The sequence below is a fragment of the Aliidiomarina quisquiliarum genome (genome assembly GCF_023922585.1).
Classification (GTDB): Bacteria; Pseudomonadota; Gammaproteobacteria; order Enterobacterales; family Alteromonadaceae; genus Aliidiomarina; species Aliidiomarina quisquiliarum.
The window spans coordinates 1-16,441 of the sequence record NZ_JAMFTN010000051.1 but is presented as its reverse complement, the minus strand read 5'-3'; the positions used below and the strand labels follow the sequence as shown (position 1 = coordinate 16,441).

13 protein-coding genes are annotated in these 16,441 nt (G+C 46.2%); 3 read left to right on the top strand and 10 right to left on the bottom strand.

What is annotated here, in order from left to right; genetic code table 11:
* Nucleotides 1–19: 19 nt before the first annotated feature.
* The 8 genes from M1L23_RS13460 to M1L23_RS13425 form a co-directional block, all read right to left on the bottom strand.
* On the bottom strand, nucleotides 20–259 hold the full coding sequence (locus M1L23_RS13460; protein WP_252627956.1) for an HTH-like domain-containing protein: 240 nt from the start codon (nucleotides 257–259) through the stop codon (nucleotides 20–22).
* Nucleotides 260–343: 84 nt separating this feature from the next.
* On the bottom strand, nucleotides 344–1,648 hold the full coding sequence (locus M1L23_RS13455; RefSeq protein ID WP_252627955.1) for a YopA family protein: 1,305 nt from the start codon (nucleotides 1,646–1,648) through the stop codon (nucleotides 344–346).
* A gap of 36 nt (nucleotides 1,649–1,684) precedes the next feature.
* Nucleotides 1,685–2,161, bottom strand: a complete 477-nt coding sequence (locus M1L23_RS13450) for a protein kinase (protein ID WP_252627954.1) — start codon at nucleotides 2,159–2,161, stop codon at nucleotides 1,685–1,687.
* Nucleotides 2,154–4,163 carry a hypothetical protein gene (locus M1L23_RS13445; RefSeq protein WP_252627953.1) on the bottom strand — a complete coding sequence of 670 codons (2,010 nt, stop codon included), beginning with the start codon at nucleotides 4,161–4,163 and terminating at the stop codon, nucleotides 2,154–2,156. The genes M1L23_RS13450 and M1L23_RS13445 overlap by 8 nt, the downstream gene beginning before the upstream one ends.
* Nucleotides 4,156–5,739 (bottom strand): tyrosine-type recombinase/integrase, encoded by a 1,584-nt coding sequence (locus M1L23_RS13440; RefSeq protein WP_252627952.1) that lies wholly within the window; start codon nucleotides 5,737–5,739, stop codon nucleotides 4,156–4,158. The genes M1L23_RS13445 and M1L23_RS13440 overlap by 8 nt, the downstream gene beginning before the upstream one ends.
* Nucleotides 5,739–6,917 (bottom strand): tyrosine-type recombinase/integrase, encoded by a 1,179-nt coding sequence (locus tag M1L23_RS13435; RefSeq protein WP_252627951.1) that lies wholly within the window; start codon nucleotides 6,915–6,917, stop codon nucleotides 5,739–5,741. The genes M1L23_RS13440 and M1L23_RS13435 overlap by 1 nt, the downstream gene beginning before the upstream one ends.
* 217 nt (nucleotides 6,918–7,134) lie before the next feature.
* Nucleotides 7,135–7,734, bottom strand: coding sequence for a single-stranded DNA-binding protein (gene ssb / locus M1L23_RS13430; protein ID WP_252627950.1), 600 nt, complete (start codon nucleotides 7,732–7,734; stop codon nucleotides 7,135–7,137).
* 18 nt (nucleotides 7,735–7,752) lie between these two features.
* A complete protein-coding gene (locus tag M1L23_RS13425; protein ID WP_252627949.1) occupies nucleotides 7,753–9,123 on the bottom strand; it encodes an MFS transporter in 1,371 nt (456 codons plus the stop codon).
* A 143-nt stretch (nucleotides 9,124–9,266) separates the two neighbouring features.
* Between M1L23_RS13425 and uvrA the strand changes: the two genes are divergently transcribed.
* The gene (gene uvrA, locus M1L23_RS13420; RefSeq protein WP_252627948.1) at nucleotides 9,267–12,098 is read left to right on the top strand and encodes an excinuclease ABC subunit UvrA; all 2,832 of its coding nucleotides are present in this window, start codon (nucleotides 9,267–9,269) and stop codon (nucleotides 12,096–12,098) included.
* A 3-nt stretch (nucleotides 12,099–12,101) separates the two neighbouring features.
* Nucleotides 12,102–13,043 carry a glutaminase gene (locus M1L23_RS13415; RefSeq protein ID WP_252627947.1) on the top strand — a complete coding sequence of 314 codons (942 nt, stop codon included), beginning with the start codon at nucleotides 12,102–12,104 and terminating at the stop codon, nucleotides 13,041–13,043.
* Here the strand turns inward: M1L23_RS13415 and M1L23_RS13410 are convergent.
* Both M1L23_RS13410 and M1L23_RS13405 read right to left on the bottom strand, forming a co-directional pair.
* Nucleotides 13,040–13,810 carry a hypothetical protein gene (locus M1L23_RS13410; RefSeq protein WP_252627946.1) on the bottom strand — a complete coding sequence of 257 codons (771 nt, stop codon included), beginning with the start codon at nucleotides 13,808–13,810 and terminating at the stop codon, nucleotides 13,040–13,042. The two genes, M1L23_RS13415 and M1L23_RS13410, sit on opposite strands and share 4 nt — an antisense overlap.
* 116 nt (nucleotides 13,811–13,926) lie before the next feature.
* The gene (locus tag M1L23_RS13405) at nucleotides 13,927–15,528 is read right to left on the bottom strand and encodes an AbgT family transporter (RefSeq protein ID WP_252627945.1); all 1,602 of its coding nucleotides are present in this window, start codon (nucleotides 15,526–15,528) and stop codon (nucleotides 13,927–13,929) included.
* A 144-nt stretch (nucleotides 15,529–15,672) separates the two neighbouring features.
* On the opposite strand from M1L23_RS13405, the gene upp reads away from it, so the two are divergent.
* Entirely contained in the window at nucleotides 15,673–16,302 is a 630-nt protein-coding gene (upp, locus tag M1L23_RS13400; protein WP_252627944.1) for a uracil phosphoribosyltransferase, read from the top strand.
* Nucleotides 16,303–16,441: the final 139 nt, after the last annotated feature.

Below are 16,441 nucleotides of genomic sequence, written 5' to 3'. Positions count from 1 at the left end.
CACGTTTAAATTTGAGTAGTTATAGCTTGTTTGTATCGAGCCCGGCCGCTTTCAAGCGCTGAGTCAGATTGCGCATTTTGCTAAATTCGGTGCCAAAGCTGCTTCGCAGGCTTACCCCTTCACAAAACTCTTTGGCTGTGATGTTCTTCAGCTCATCAGCGTATTTGATCATTTGCAAATGCAGCTCAGCGGTGTATTGCTTGCGAGGTGCCTCTTGCAGGGCTTTTTTGATTTGTGTGTAGATTTCTTGCTCGTTCATTTGGATACTTGCCACGGCTGATTTTTATAATTTAGCTAAACTAGCTAAATTTCCTTGCGATAGCAATAGAATGCAAATTAGTTGCTAGGATGATTTGCTACCGGCCCATGGGACATGCTCGACCTCACCAAGCCATTTAGCCGTTAGCCTGTTTGAATAGACATTCTGATATCCAATCAAGCGCAACATAAAGAGCTCCAGATACCAAACAGATAATCGCCACATCTCAATAGTAAGCGCGTGTTGGTTCTGTGATTTTATCCTCGCTTTGGGGTGCACTAAGTCGTTACGATATTTGGCTATAGCTTCTGGGATGTCAGACCACAGTCCATCGGTCTTTATTGCCCAGAATTCAGGACAGGTACTCTCTCCAATCAGTGTGGGGATTTTGAGATGCAACGCCGCAGCGCGGATTTTATCCCCTAAACTAGGATGTTTATGCTCTCCCGTACTCTGAATTTTTAGCGTGTTCTTTTGTTTCACAAATTTAGCTAAGAGTTCCAATGCTGTTGTAGCTAAAATAATTCCCGTATCAATACCTACTCCAGCGGAGTTATTTGCACGGATATACCAGTATAAAGCGCGATCAAAAGTGTCTGCTGAATTTGAGTTATCAAACGCTCCGACTAACTTTGGACCAACTGATGCCAATACGTGTCCATGATGTGCATCAAACCAACCAAAGCGGCCTTGATGCCGAGTACATAGTGAGTTGGTAAGTGACAGGTAACTTAAATTGATTTCGTTGTTGAAGCCTCGAACTAAATGGATACCCACCCACGCACCGTTTGCAAATGCCAAAACACGATGAATATCCAAAAGGATTCGTTTTAACTCATCAATCTGCACCCCTTTGGCGTTATTAAAATTAATCACTATGTTGTGAGTAATAGCGAACCCACCATCTTGATTAAGCTTTTCCCGCGCTAACTTGGTCTGTTCAGTGCATCGGATTTCAATGCTAGCCGAGCGCAGAGAAAATTTAGTAGACCCATAACGAGCAACACTTCGAGAATCACGAACTGAGTAATTTTCACCAGCGCCTTGGCTTAATTGAAACTTAAAATTCACCAAGTTTGCATGAACTTTGACAATACTGGGGGAATTCCCTGTAATTAACTCTATCTCTGCCTTTATAGGCTTACACCAAAGAACACCACCCTTTAACTTATAAGCTCGAAGCTCGACTTCCCTTTCAAAACCAAGCCTAGCAACGAAGCTTGAGTCTTCGGCTGCTAACCTGAACGCTAAAAACTCAGGCAACCCGTCAACTAAGATATGGAAATCATATACTTGATCAATACGCGCAGACACCCTAACCGATGCGTTATAAGATTCGTCGCCAAATAACACTTCAGCATCACCTGACAGCTCTTCAATCAAGTTCATTTTGTCTCCAATCCATCAAGTAGAGTTAGCTTTTCGCTAAATACGCCCCGAAGGCGGTATTTCCTTATCAAACATTTTCAGTATTTTGGCTGACTCGGTGTTTGACGGCAAATCTGCGCCGTCAGGTGGCGCTTTATCGACACTAGCCATTTGTATACCTTTCTGCCGCACATGAAAGGCAATTTGCTGCCACCGGCGCTGCCATAGCTCTTCACGTTGCTTATATGCTTCGAGTTCTGTTCTAAGGCGTGCTAGCTCCACATGTAGCTCTTCGGCCTCTTTGGTTGCTTGTTCTTTTGTTTTAACCAAGCCACCTGACAATGCTCTTTTGGCGTTGTCATAGGCTGCTTTAATTTCTGATTTTGCTTGAAGTGATTGGCGACTAAACCCGAAACGCTCTTCCAGCACTGCCCAAGTTAACTTTGAACCAAGTTCTCCCAAAGCCCAACGATCTAAATCCGCCACAATGGTATTAATATCACTATCCGACATACGTCTGAAACGCTTAGCCATGATGCACCTCTATTAGATATTGCTCAGGGTCAAAATGCTCAACCCCATTGTCCGTTAATTGGGTTTTTAGGGTTTTAAGTTTTTTATCATTGTGCGCAAGCCAGTCGGCACTTCTCTTTGGCTTTTGACTACCCATTTGCTGCTCAGCGCTCTTGCGAGCAATTGCCGTGAGTGCATATTGCCGTTTTAAGTCTTCTAATCGACCAGCATCGCCTTTCGCCCACACATAATCCTTGCAGTCTGCTGAACATTGCAAATGACGCTCACAAGGCGTTTGCGAGAAATTATGAATACAAATACCAGTGCCGACATCATGCACCGCCTGCACCCTTGCTTTGAGGAAGGCATCCTGAACGTCAACCGGAACTGCTTGAATCTGGTCCGCTATTTGTCCGCCCACGAGCCCTTTCTTGATGTCTTGGCGTAACATAAGGGCTCTCTTTTCTCGTGACGTATGCTGATACGCTTTTGTGTCGCGTGGATTCGTTCTACCAAACCATTCGGTCTGCAGCAGATCACTCAGACCTCCTTCATCAAGTAAGTTATTGAGAGTGTGTCGAAAATGATGACTGGTGAAATCCACCTCGACGCTAGCAGATGCGTATTCTGCGGCGAGGTCAGGAAAATAACGAAGGAATGTCGAAAACATTGACTGACTGCAACTGGTAGCAAGCCAATGAGCATAAGTGCCACTCGAAAGGCCGAGCGGACGGAGAAATAGTAAATCCTTCAGGTAATATTCTTTACCAAATTGGTCGGTATGAATGGCTGATAGACAGGCGTCTGAAAAGTCACGAGCGCAGTATTTTTTCAAACCTTCCTTAGTTGTGAAATGAATTGGATTTCGTGGGCGTTTTTCTTGTTTGGTTAACGCATCGATGTCTGGCCAAGCGAGGTTTTGATTGCGAAGCCAACCCGTTGAAATTAATGCTGCGTCACTAATCTCCAATTCCTTTAGATCGCTAGCATAGAGCCGCTGTTCACTCGGAATTTGCTCCAAAAAGCGTAAATTCGGCCCACGTGTTTTATGCATCTCTTCTGCCGTCTCGCGAGCCGCAGCGGTGAGATCTGCTAATTCGTTGAGCACTTCTTCAACGATAGGTTTCACCTCTGACGGTAGGTACAATTTGCGTTTCGGAGTGAATACCTCTCCTCGACTTGCTTTACGCGGGAAGTACTCGATATAACCGTTCCCTTCGTCATCAACAGATAGCGTTTGATTTGGTAAAAGTGAAACCTCACTAAACCGTCGCCCCGTGCAAGCAAGCAAAGTCAGTAACAAAACATACAGCCGGTATTTATGACTTTTCGGTACATTTTGATAAAGCTCTCCTATTACACGGAATACTTTTGGATCAACCAGTTTGTCCGATTTGGTCTCAAGAACCTCTGGATCATCAAGCCGCTTGTAGCTTAAACCGCCCGTGCTCGCTGGACGCTTCATTCGCGCGTATTTAAATTGCAACAGAACTCGGCACAAACCGTTGGCATCGCAATGTGCTGCAAACTCTGCAACATGTTTATGGAGGTTATATGCCGTCGTCTCGCGATAATGTTTTGAAATTAACGCGCATGCATTATCAAGTGCTTCGGGAGTCAGATTGAGTAGCTTCTGGCCCAATTGGGTTGCTGCCGCGGCAACATAACCGACTGCTGTTATGAAGTTACGCTGATTGGGCGTTGACTGATGTTTCCTATGAAACCTTAAAACGAATAATGCCTTACAAACTTCACTCCAACTGTCCACTAGAGGCTCGGCGCCTAATTTTGGTGATAAGGTAAAGGCAAAAGTCGCGGCTTTAATATTTTTTCCAGTCAGCTTCACAAGTCTGCCAGATGTTATCTTCCAATTCGATTCATGCCATTTAACCGACTCGAAACCATCTAACTTCAAAAGCTGGGCTTTGCTAACTAGGGCTTGTAAATTTGCATTCCGATCCCGTTCTAATCGATCAATAAAGGGAATAACTTTAGCTTTGCGTTGCGAGCGACCGTCAGACATGCTCTTGGCCCTCTTCGCAGATTTTCACAACTTGTGCTACCGCCGATATCACTTCGTCGAGTTGAATCCCTAGGCGAGAATTTTCGTATTTTTCAAGTCGCTCTTTCCGACTCGCCAATAGGCAATCCAACACCTGCTCATGGTCGGCATGTCGATAGGGCTGAAATTTAGGGCATAAATAGCAAGAATATGGCGGGTCTAGGTGGCAAACGCTAGACTCTCCACAAACGCCGATATCGGCATGTACTGTCGGATTTTGTTCGTCAACGAAGATTAGGTGCTTGTCGTCACGATCACCATTGACCGCCTCCATATCGCTATCGACGACTTTCCCTTTGAAAAAGTTTAGGTAATTCGAAAAGGCTTTTGTGGTTGCCTTATCAAGGTGCTCGACAATTCTGCCAGCCATTTCAAAATAGACCTGCACATGCTGGGTATCCGTATGATCAAGAATCCTCGCAAGCTCACGCTTGCTAATTCCCTCAGCGGCCAAACCTGTGGCCAGTGTATACCGCAGTCTTCGAGGGGTAATACGTAGAAGCGCACCTGTAACGGGTGAAATGATATTATGACGCCGCACAAACGCATTGAGTAAGCGCGATATATCTCTGCTTGTAAAGTTAAATGCGTTATCAATATCGCCAGATAAAACTGCAGCTTTATTACCATTTTTATTAATCAGGAGTGGTCGCTCTTCCGGCTTGATAAAAGCCTTTTCCCCGACGCTTAGAGGCAGTGCCTGATTAAGTTCGATTAGTTGTTCAACCATAGATCCAAAATACGGATCAAGGTACTCATCAAGAAGATCGTCCCTCGGATTCACAAATCGCTTTTTAATTCTTGGCATACGAATGATGTAGCAAGGATCTTCGTGATTCGATGTAAGCCGAAACAAATCGGACTCGCGCAAAAAAGTTAAGTTAGCCGGATTTCGACCAAAGGCTATAGAAAGCGCAACCACAACTTTTTGTTGCAAACATTCAAAGGATTTCCCTTCATCTGATTTAAGTGTATTGATAAGAAGAGGAAGCTCCAAACTCTTATGAAGAGGCCCACTCTCGGGATCTTCCATTCGTACGGCTTCACCCTTTGGATTTCCCGGCAGTTCGATCGCCTCAAGCTCTTGCGCATACACTTCTGAGAATACCGTATCTGGTAAGTTTTCAGCACACCAAAGATACCACTGTATGGGTCTGTACATCGCCCATAGCCGCTTACGCTTACGTGCGCGATTGATGGCGCTTTCAAATAAACTAATTAGATATGAATCAATATCAGAGTCAGAGGTATTAGATTCCCAATGCCTTAAGACTTCCCTCCAAATATCCTGATAGGCTGCATAACCCGCATGTGTTGATATTCTTCGAACCCGATCAGCGATATGAATTTTAAGAGCTGCTTTTACCTGATTATTGACGACTTTCTCAAAATTTAGCGTTGCGTTATCTCGTGCAGAATAAGGTAACCGCCAAATATCACCGGAAATATCGACTTCTTTACCTTCACGAGTGATTAAAGACTCTTGTTCAGGCTGCGTCTGACTATCGTCGGTTGTGTTCAGTAACGCTAATTCCATTAGAGTTTACTCCCTGAAATAACTGCAGCCTGATAATGTTTTAACGACTTGAGAGCCTGTTGCTCGATTTCTTGGGCGATGTAAGTATCTTGGGACGCTAAACTACTATCGCCTCTCAACAACGCCAAAGCTTCTCTGCGTCGTTGTTCATCCATGCCAGTACTGCGTAATGCTCTTTCAATACGAGAAGAGAACGTATGCCTAAGAGACTTGGCGGTGAAATTTTCAGGTAAATGCTTTGCATATTGTGCGCGAAGAAGCTGAAAAAACTGGGTAACTGAAGATTGTGACAAAGGAGCGCCTTCATCACTTAATATTAGATATTGTGATTCCACATCACTTTTGCTTTCGAGCTCCTCGCGCCAAGTGGTGACGTACTCATTTAATGCGACAGCAAACCGTCGATTATCGACTGGTATAACCCTTCCGTTTCGCTTAATTTGCGGTTTAGGTCGGCGTGTATCTGCCAAGTCGGGTGGCCTACGTTCAACTTTAATGGAGGATATCGCCCCAACCTGAATGTCTTCTACTCTGAGACTAAGTAGTTCACCCGGTCTTAAGCCACAAAACAACATGAGTCCAACTGATACATAATTTCTGAATCTTACTGCCGGTGCGCGCCCAAATGCATTTTCATTGTCTGGGTCAAGTACCTCAAGCAAGAAGTCTACTTCGTTATCGTTCAAGCCTTTACGAACACTGGTTCGAGCTGGTGTAGCAGACATAAAACTGCTATCAAGAATTTTTAGAATGAACGTTTTCCGCTCTCTTAAACGCTCGTAATCAGAAGAGGACATTGATAACTGACTTGTCAACACATCCATATACCAACCAAAAAACTGGCGGACCGTTGTTAATCGCTGATTAAACGTGTTTGGTGATATCGCTTTTACTCGACCGCTAACCTTATCAACTCTTAAAGACTCTATTAAGCCACCTTTTAACTCAGCTTCATTGAATGAGTTTTGAGCTAGTAACTTTGTCGACAGGTCACAACCAGAAACTTCTAACCAGTCATACAACACTGACAGCTCTCTCAAGTTTCTAACAAGAGTATTGGTACTCAGTGCTCTTCTGGATAAAACAAACTCATTCGGCAAAGTGATCGGCATACCGTGTGCGTCCAGCATGATTGGTATTTGTTCGCCCGTTTTATGAGTCACAACTTTTACATGCATCGTGCCGCCCTTGTTTACAAAGTAATACTAGACAAAACCCTATCTTTACATATTTTACTTTATACGATTTTATATCGATGCAGCCGAAAGTCAAATAAAAAAAGCCCCTTACATGTTTACACACATAAAGGGCATCGATTTCAAAAATGTTTTTATAAAACAGTATTATTAGGAGTTTAAATAAACTAAGTTCTTAACACTTATAGTTCTATATCATTCAAAACGGAATGTCGTCGTCAAAGTCTGAGTCTGGGGCCATTGGCTGCGGCGCTGGAGCAGGCTGTTGCGGAGCTGCTTGGCCTTGACCACCGTAACCACCACCTTGTTGTGGTGCCGGCTGGCCGTAACCACCCTGTTGGGCTGGTTGTGCCTGTGGCGCTGGCTGGCCGTAACCGCCTTGCTGCTGTTGGCCTTGGCCGCCGCCGTAACCACCTTGAGCAGCAGACTGCTGCTGACCACCACCATAGCCACCACCGCCACCGCGGCTATCAAGCATTTGCATTTCATTACACACTATTTCTGTGGTGTAACGATCAACGCCGTCTTGGCCTTGCCATTTTCTCGTTTGCAGCTTGCCTTCAACATAAACTTTAGAGCCTTTCTTCAAGTATTCACCTGCAATTTCTGCTAAGCGGCGATAACATACTACTCGGTGCCACTCTGTTTGCTCGCGCTGCTCGCCGGTTTGTTTGTCTTTCCAAGACTCGCTAGTAGCAATGCTTAAATTGGCAATGGCGGTACTATTTTGGGTGTAACGCACTTCAGGGTCGGCCCCTAAATTACCAATTAATATAACTTTATTTATTCCGCGCGACATGGTTCTCTCCTGTTGTCTTTATTCATACTCAGCCACAAGCGCCGCCACTGCAGCTGACTCATAGCTTTCTTTGTTTACTTTCAAATAAACGGCGCGCTCTTCGGCAATAACCACCGCTTCTTCAATACCCGGCTGCTGGGTAAGTATTGTTGCCAACTCACCCGCTTGTGCCACGCTAATTTGCCCTAACTGTAGTGTTACCCGGCTGGTGCTATCAACCTTTTGCATACCGATGGTGAACAGTAACCAACATACTAGCAGCCCCACACAGAAAAACATAACCGCTTGTGCACCCCAGAGTTGGGCAATAATGCCCCCTAAAGTGCCGCCTAAAAACGCTCCGGTAAACTGGAAGGTGGTATAAATTCCACTCGCAGAGCCTTTGTTTCCAGCGGGTGCGTGCTGGCTGAGTAACGACGGCAAGTTTGCTTCAAGGTAATTAAAGCCAATAAAAAACAACCATACGGCAAAAATAAGTGCAGTTAATTGCTGAGAAAATACCGCTATAACCAGTATACCCACGGCCAGTAATACAATGGCAAAACGCAGCCCTGTTAATATTTTGTCTTTACGTATGGCCCACAGCATAAGGGGCACCATAACCGTAAATGAAAGTAATAAAGTGGGTAAATACAACCAACTATGATTTTCGGCACTTAAACCTGCCGCCACTAACTGGCTGGGCAGGGTAACAAACCAAGCGGTAAGTACTAAATGCAGCACCAATACACCAACATTAAGCCGCTGCAGTTGTAGGTTTTTAAACAAACGCTTCATTTCTTCTGGTACGGGCAAAATATCGCGCGCCGGCACGCGCTGTTGTGGTACTGGTAAAATAGTAACCACCGCAACCATAGAAGCAGCGGTTAAAATGGCCGTAAGCCAAAACAACCCTGAAATACCCACCACCGCACCTAGCACAGGCGCAATTACTAAGGCCAAAACAAAACTTAAGCCAATACCCATGCCTATAATGGCCATAACCTTGGGTCGTTGGTCTACTCGGGCACTGTCGGCGGCTAACGCCAATACTGCTCCTGCAATAGCACCAGCCCCTTGTATCACTCGGCCAACAACTACCCAGGCCAAGGTGTCGGCCATAGCGGCCACCACACTACCAATGGCAAAAATAGCTAAACCACCAAGAATAATAGGCTTGCGGCCCCAGCGGTCGGACAGCATGCCCATGGGTATTTGCAACAACGCTTGGGTTAAACCATAAGCACCAATGGCTAAACCAACCAGCATGGGAGTGTAGTCGGGGTAGCTTTGACCATAAATAGCTAACACGGGCATGATCAAAAACAGCCCCAACATACGTAAGCCAAATATAGCGGCTAATGCGGAGGCTGATTTTTTTTCTGTGTTATTTAATTTTGACGACTGCATAAGCCCAAAAATTAGATTCTATGAAAGGCCGCTATTCTAACAGAAATTGCTGTAACTCGTAAGCTGAACCAACACTTCGTGGTTCGCTGTTTTTTATGCGATAATACCCGATCATTTTTCGCGCCAGTTGTAATAAGGACGCCATGAAGACAATAGATGTACGCGGTGCTCGCACCCACAACCTAAAAAACATTAGCCTTGAAATTCCACGCGACAAACTTGTGGTAATTACCGGCTTGTCGGGTTCAGGTAAGTCGTCGCTTGCCTTTGACACCTTATACGCAGAAGGTCAACGCCGCTATGTTGAGTCGCTTTCTGCTTATGCGCGGCAATTTTTAAGCCTAATGGAAAAGCCCGACGTTGACAGCATTGAAGGTTTGTCGCCGGCTATTTCTATTGAACAGAAGTCGACTTCGCACAACCCACGCTCAACAGTGGGTACCATTACTGAAATTTACGACTACCTACGGCTTATGTTTGCCCGCGTAGGCGAACCACGTTGCCCTACTCACCATGTGGCTTTGGCCGCACAAACCATTAGCCAAATGGTTGACCAAGTATTGGCTTTGCCCGAAGGCAGTAAAATTATGCTGCTGGCCCCTGTGGTACAAGGCCGTAAAGGTGAACACCAAAAAACCCTTGAAACCCTGGCGGCGAAAGGCTTTTTACGCGCCCGTATCGACGGTAACGTGTGCGACTTAAATGACCCACCAGCGTTAGAACTACATAAAAAGCATGACATTGAAGTGGTAGTCGACCGCTTGAAAGTACGCCCAGACATTCAACAACGTTTAGCCGAGTCATTTGAAACGGCACTTGAACTAAGTGGTGGCATTACCATGGTGGCCCCCATGGACGACGAAAGCAGCTTTAGCACCCTGCTATTTTCGGCTAATTTTGCCTGCCCCCATTGTGGCTTTAGCATGCAAGAGCTTGAGCCGCGCATGTTTTCTTTTAATAACCCAGCGGGTGCCTGCCAAACCTGTGACGGCTTAGGCGTAGAGCAATACTTTGATGCCGCTAAAGTAGTTACCAATAACGAATTAAGCTTAACCGGTGGCGCTATTCGTGGCTGGGACAAGCGTAATTTTTACTATTACCAAATGTTGCTGTCGTTAGCCAAACACTACAACTTCGATTTAAACATTCCTTTTAAACAGCTTGACGACGACATAACCGACAAGATTTTAAACGGTAGTGGCACGGAAGAAATTAAATTTGCTTACGTGAACGACCGCGGCGACACGGTTATACGTAACCATGCCTTTGAAGGTATTTTACCGAACATGCAACGCCGTTACCGCGAAACCGACTCTACAGCGGTACGCGACGAATTGTCGAAGTACTTAGCTACCCAGCCATGCCGTGGCTGTGCAGGCACGCGCTTACGCCAAGAGTCGCGTAACGTATTTGTGGCCGACACGACCTTACCTGCTGTGGTTGAACGTTCAATTGGCGACGCGTTAGCGTTTTTCCAAAACATTAAGCTGGAAGGTCAGCGGGCGCAAATTGCTGAAAAAATACTAAAAGAAATTAACGACCGCCTTACTTTTTTAGTAAACGTGGGGCTAAATTATTTAACTTTAAACCGCAGTGCTGAAACCTTATCAGGTGGTGAAGCCCAGCGTATTCGCTTAGCCAGCCAAATTGGCGCTGGCCTAGTTGGGGTTATGTACGTACTCGACGAGCCTTCCATAGGCTTGCACCAACGCGACAATGCGCGCCTGCTTGAAACCTTAATACACCTACGCGATTTAGGTAATACAGTGCTGGTGGTTGAACACGACGAAGACGCCATTCGTGCTGCCGACCACGTAATTGATATTGGCCCTGGCGCTGGTGTGCACGGCGGTGAAATTGTGGCTGAAGGCACCATGGCCGACATTATTGCTACTGAAGGCTCGCTTACTGGCGACTACTTGTCGGGTAAGAAAAGCATTGCCATTCCTGCACAGCGCCACGCCCCTGGTCTCAACTGGGTAGAAATAGACGGCGCCAGTGGTAACAACTTAAAACAAGTAAACTTGCGCATACCAACTGGTTTAATGACCTGTGTAACTGGTGTTTCTGGCTCGGGCAAGTCTACTTTAATTAACGACACCTTGTGGCCCTTAGCGCAAATAGAACTAAACCATGCCACCCACGACAAAGTAGCGCCTTACAAAGCTATTCGTGGTTTAGAGTTTTTAGACAAAGTAGTAGATATTGATCAAAGCCCTATTGGCCGCACACCACGCTCGAACCCTGCTACCTATACGGGAATTTTTACCCCTATTCGAGAACTGTTTGCCGCTGTTCCCGAGTCGCGCGCGCGAGGTTACAAACCTGGCCGCTTTAGCTTTAACGTAAAGGGCGGGCGCTGTGAAGCGTGCCAAGGCGACGGCATGATAAAAGTAGAAATGCACTTTTTACCCGACGTGTATGTGCCCTGCGACATTTGTAAAGGCAAACGTTACAACCGTGAAACCTTAGAAGTGTTGTATAAAAACAAAAGCATTGATCAAGTATTAGAGCTAACCGTAGAAGACGCCCGTGAATTTTTCGATGCCGTGCCTGCCATTGCCCGTAAGTTGCAAACCCTTATGGACGTAGGCCTTTCCTATATTCGGTTGGGCCAGTCGGCAACCACCTTGTCGGGTGGTGAAGCACAGCGAGTTAAACTAGCCCGTGAGCTTTCTAAACGCGACACGGGTAAAACCTTATATATTTTAGACGAGCCTACCACTGGTTTACATTTTCACGACATTAAGCAGTTATTGGCGGTATTGCACCGCTTACGTGACCACGGCAATACCATTGTAATTATTGAACATAACCTCGACGTAATAAAAACCGCCGACTGGATTATAGACTTAGGCCCAGAAGGAGGTAGCGGTGGCGGTGAAATTCTAGTAGAAGGTACTCCAGAGCATGTGAGCGAGCACGCGGGTTCGTACACGGCTAAATTTTTAAAACCTTTGTTGGAGCAGCGTTAAACAATGGAAGGTATACCTCAGCGCCCGAAACATACGGCCGAACTGTTGCAAGAAATACTGCAGCGCACCCAGGCCTTGCCCAATGAAGGCGCTGTGGCTAATTATATACCGGCCCTAGCCAAGGTTGACCCGAACCATTTGGGCATTGCTGTGGCCGAACTAGACGGCAAAGTACATATTGCCGGCGACGCCCAAATACCTTTTTCAATTCAAAGTATTTCTAAAATATTTGGTTTAACTCTTGCCATGGAGCGGGTGGGTGACCAATTGTGGAACCGTGTGCGCATGGAGCCTTCGGGCCATGCCTTTAATTCTATTGTGCAATTAGAATGGGAACACGGCATTCCACGCAACCCCTTTATTAATGCTGGTGCAATTGTGGTAGCCGACACCTTGGTAAGCCATTATTCGTCTAGCCGCGCCGCCTTAACCCAATTCATTCGTAACTTGGCGCAAAACCCCATTATTTTTGTCGATGAAGTGGTGTGGGAGTCGGAGCGCGAACACGGTGCCCGCAATGCGGCTTTAGCGTATTTAATGAAAAGCTTTAATAATATTGAAGCCAACGTAGTTGATGTGCTCGATCATTACTTCTACCAATGTGCTATTAGCATGAGCTGTGTAGATCTTGCTCGTTCCCTTGGCTTTTTAGCTAATCGTGGCGTGCAGCCAGGTACCGGTGAAGTTATTTGCGATCCACGGTCAACTCGGCGCATTAACGCCATGATGTCGACCAGCGGCATGTATGATCAATCGGGTGAATTTGCCTTTACCGTTGGTTTACCAGCAAAAGGCGGGGTGGGCGGCGGTTTAGTGGCCGTGGTGCCCGACTATGGTGTGATTTGTGCTTGGAGCCCTAAGCTAAATAGTTATGGCAACAGCTATCGCGGTATGTTTATGATCCGCCAAGTGGCAGAAGAGCTTGGCTTGTCGGTGTATAGCTAGTTAGCACTTGCTTCGGTGCTAGTGCCTTTATAAATTAGGCTAGCAATGCCAAATTGACTCAAAATTGCTTCTAAGCCGCCATTTTCTGTTAATTCTTGCAGCTGGTTGTTAATGAAGCTGGCTGGCAACTTCCCTTGCGCATTCACCACCACCCGAGTAACAAAAAACTGGTCAACAAATTCAGAGCCCACAATGGCGTCGACGGCCGGAAACTCTAAATGCCGCACCCAAGCAACAAAGTCGTCATTAAGAATTCCTATATCAACACGGTTCCCCACCAACATATGCAATACCGACATGGGGCTATCGGCGGTATAAACTTTAAACCGCTCTTCCAACACTTCAGCGTTGGTAACGTTATCGACAAAGTTATAGTTATAACCATGCACGCCACCAATGCGGTTTGCTGCTAAAAGATCAAAATTAACTTTGCCCGCTGCAAGTGCTTCGCGCATAACATAAAACCGCTCTGCACTGGCTGTTAAACCTCTACCCCAATGGTAATCGTTCGACTCTTGCCAGCCCCATAATTCCGACTCGAAAAATATCACGTCGCAGCAACCACCTGCAGCTATTGCCCCATAGCGCTCTGCCGGCCGCACTTCGCGTAGAATAAACTGATAGTCATTTTGCTGTTTATTTAATACCTCAACGAGCTTACCGGTAATATGTACCGAACTGCGCGACGAGTAATAAGGTGGAAATTCGTAAACAGCTACGTATACCGGCTGTGCTGCAAAAGTATAAGCAACCGATGGTGTGAGCAAGACAGCAAGGCACAAAAATAAACTGAGTCGCAACGGTCCCCCTTGAGCTCTTATAAGCTAGGCAAAAAAAAGGCAGTTAAATACTGCCTTTTTTATGCATGCGGTGCAAGTAAAGCCTATGGTGCAGGCGGCAAACTATAATAAGTTTCCGCACCAGGCCCTACGGGTAAACCTAATACAAACACAAACACATAGAACAACAGGGTCCAGCCCACCATAAATACCATGCTGTAGGGCAGCATAATTGCAATCAAGGTGCCAATACCTAAGTTCTTTTGGTAGCGCGCAGCAACGGCTAGTATTAAACCAAAGTAACTCATCATTGGTGTAATAATATTGGTTACCGAGTCGCCAATTCGGTAGGCCGCTTGAATTAATTCTGGCGAATAGCCAACCAGCATCAGCATGGGTACAAAAATGGGTGCTGTAACCGCCCATTGCGCCGACGCCGAGCCCAGCATTAGGTTAACGAAGCCACACATTAAAATAAAGAACACGAACACTTCAGGCCCAGTTAGGTTAATGAACTGCAAAAAGTTCGCTCCATTTACTGCCAAAATGGTGCCGAAGTTAGTCCAATCGAAAAATGCCACAAACTGTGCAGCAAAGAATACCAGCACAATATACAGCCCCATTGAACTCATGCTGGCTGCCATAGCGTTAATAACGTCGCGGTCGTTGGTCATGGTTTTGGTAACAAAGCCATACACAAAGCCTGGAATAGCAAAGGTAATAAAAATAAATACCACAATACCATTCAAGAAAGGTGAGCGGGCAATACCACCGGTTTCTTGGTTACGCAGTACGCCACCTTCAGGCACTATGGTAATAGCTAGCACAGCTAACAACGCCACGAAGGTTAAGCCCGCCATAATTAAGCCTTTACGCTCTACTTTGGTTAGCTTATCCATCGACACGTCGCTGTCGAGATCTGCATCGGGGTCCATATCGTCGGGGTTATATTTACCCAGTTTAGGCTCGACAATTTTTTCTGTTATGAACGCCCCCATGGCTGCAATTAAGAATGTACTCACAAACATGAAGTACCAATTCATTTCTGGGCCAACAACGTAGTCTGGGTCAATTATTTGCGCCGCAGAGGTGGTAAAGCCGGCTAGCAATGGGTCTACTGTACCTATGAATAGGTTTGCACTATAACCAGCAGAAACCCCCGCAAAAGCCGCCGCAAGCCCTGCTAGTGGGTGTCGCCCTAAAGAATGAAAAATAAGTGCAGCTAATGGTATAAGCACCACATAGCCTAATTCAGAAGCTGTATTGGAAATAACACCAGCAAACACAATGGTTACCGTAACCATGCGAGGCGAAGCATTCATTACCATACCGCGCATCATGGCTTCAAGCAGGCCACTACGCTCGGCAATACCTACACCCAAAATAGCTACCAGCACCACACCCAAAGGAGGGAAACCGGTAAAGTTTTTCACCAGGTTCGACACCATCCAGCGTAAACCATCACCACTTAGCAGGCTATTTACATAAATTTCTTCGCCTAAAGAGCCTGGCCGTGGATCAAGCACGTTTACGTTGAAGTAACCCGCCAAGCCACTTGCCAACACAACCGTAAGGGCAAAAATTGCAAACAAGGTTACAGGGTGCGGCAATAAATTTCCTAACCACTCTACCGTGTCTAAAAAACGAGTAAACCAACCACGTTGTGGTTCAATATTAGGGCGTTGCTGCGGCTTTTCTGCAGACATGTCATTCTCCTCTACGGGCTTAAAACGCACTGATGACGTATTGGATGTTATATAAGAAACGCGTCATTCTATAGGAAAGCAGTGACTCATGGTAGCACAGCGCTATAATGAGCGAAGACAATACGACTACTAACGGAGAAAACCATGGCTCTTCACGTCATCGACCACCCACTTATTCAGCATAAAGTAGGCCTTATGCGCGAGGCAGATATTAGCACCAAGGCCTTTCGTGAACTTGCCAATGAACTTGGCAACCTACTTACCTATGAAGCCACCAAAAATATGCCGTTGGTTACTAAAGAAATTAAAAGCTGGAGCAATAGCACTATTGAAGTAAAAACCTTGAAAGGTAAAAAAATTACCGTTGTACCCATTCTTCGGGCTGGTATTGGTATGCTCGACGGCGTGCTTACGCTTATCCCTAGCGCTCGGGTAAGCGTAGTAGGGCTGTACCGTGACGAAGAAACCCTGCAACCCGTAGCCTACTTCGAAAAGTTTGCAGGCAACATGGAAGAGCGCATAGCCTTAGTGATCGACCCCATGCTGGCCACAGGTGGCACCATGAACGCAACACTAGATATGTTAAAAGCAAGAGGCTGTACCCAAATTAAAGTACTGGTACTTGTAGCTGCCCCTGAAGGCGTGGCCAATGTACACCAAGAGCACCCCGAGGTAGAAATATACACCGCCGCCCTCGACTCGCATCTCGATAAAAATGGATATATTATTCCCGGCCTCGGCGACGCCGGCGACAAAATATTCGGCACCCGTTAATAAAAAAGGCGGCGTTGTTGCGGCAGGCAATGCTTCGTCATGCCATGCATGACCTACGGGTGGGCGTATAAACAACACGCGTAGGTACGGCACCGCCGTACGGGTGGGCGTATAAACAACACGCATAGGTACGACACCG

Coding starts and splice junctions, on each gene's coding strand:
- M1L23_RS13425 (WP_252627949.1), bottom strand. CDS start 9,123: ATGCAGTCGTCAAAATTAAATAACACAGAAAAAAAATCAGCCTCCGCA.
- M1L23_RS13440 (WP_252627952.1), bottom strand. CDS start 5,739: ATGGAATTAGCGTTACTGAACACAACCGACGATAGTCAGACGCAGCCT.
- M1L23_RS13460 (WP_252627956.1), bottom strand. CDS start 259: ATGAACGAGCAAGAAATCTACACACAAATCAAAAAAGCCCTGCAAGAG.
- uvrA (WP_252627948.1), top strand. CDS start 9,267: ATGAAGACAATAGATGTACGCGGTGCTCGCACCCACAACCTAAAAAAC.
- M1L23_RS13405 (WP_252627945.1), bottom strand. CDS start 15,528: ATGTCTGCAGAAAAGCCGCAGCAACGCCCTAATATTGAACCACAACGT.
- M1L23_RS13445 (WP_252627953.1), bottom strand. CDS start 4,163: ATGTCTGACGGTCGCTCGCAACGCAAAGCTAAAGTTATTCCCTTTATT.
- M1L23_RS13435 (WP_252627951.1), bottom strand. CDS start 6,917: ATGCATGTAAAAGTTGTGACTCATAAAACGGGCGAACAAATACCAATC.
- ssb (WP_252627950.1), bottom strand. CDS start 7,734: ATGTCGCGCGGAATAAATAAAGTTATATTAATTGGTAATTTAGGGGCC.
- M1L23_RS13415 (WP_252627947.1), top strand. CDS start 12,102: ATGGAAGGTATACCTCAGCGCCCGAAACATACGGCCGAACTGTTGCAA.
- upp (WP_252627944.1), top strand. CDS start 15,673: ATGGCTCTTCACGTCATCGACCACCCACTTATTCAGCATAAAGTAGGC.
- M1L23_RS13455 (WP_252627955.1), bottom strand. CDS start 1,648: ATGAACTTGATTGAAGAGCTGTCAGGTGATGCTGAAGTGTTATTTGGC.
- M1L23_RS13450 (WP_252627954.1), bottom strand. CDS start 2,161: ATGGCTAAGCGTTTCAGACGTATGTCGGATAGTGATATTAATACCATT.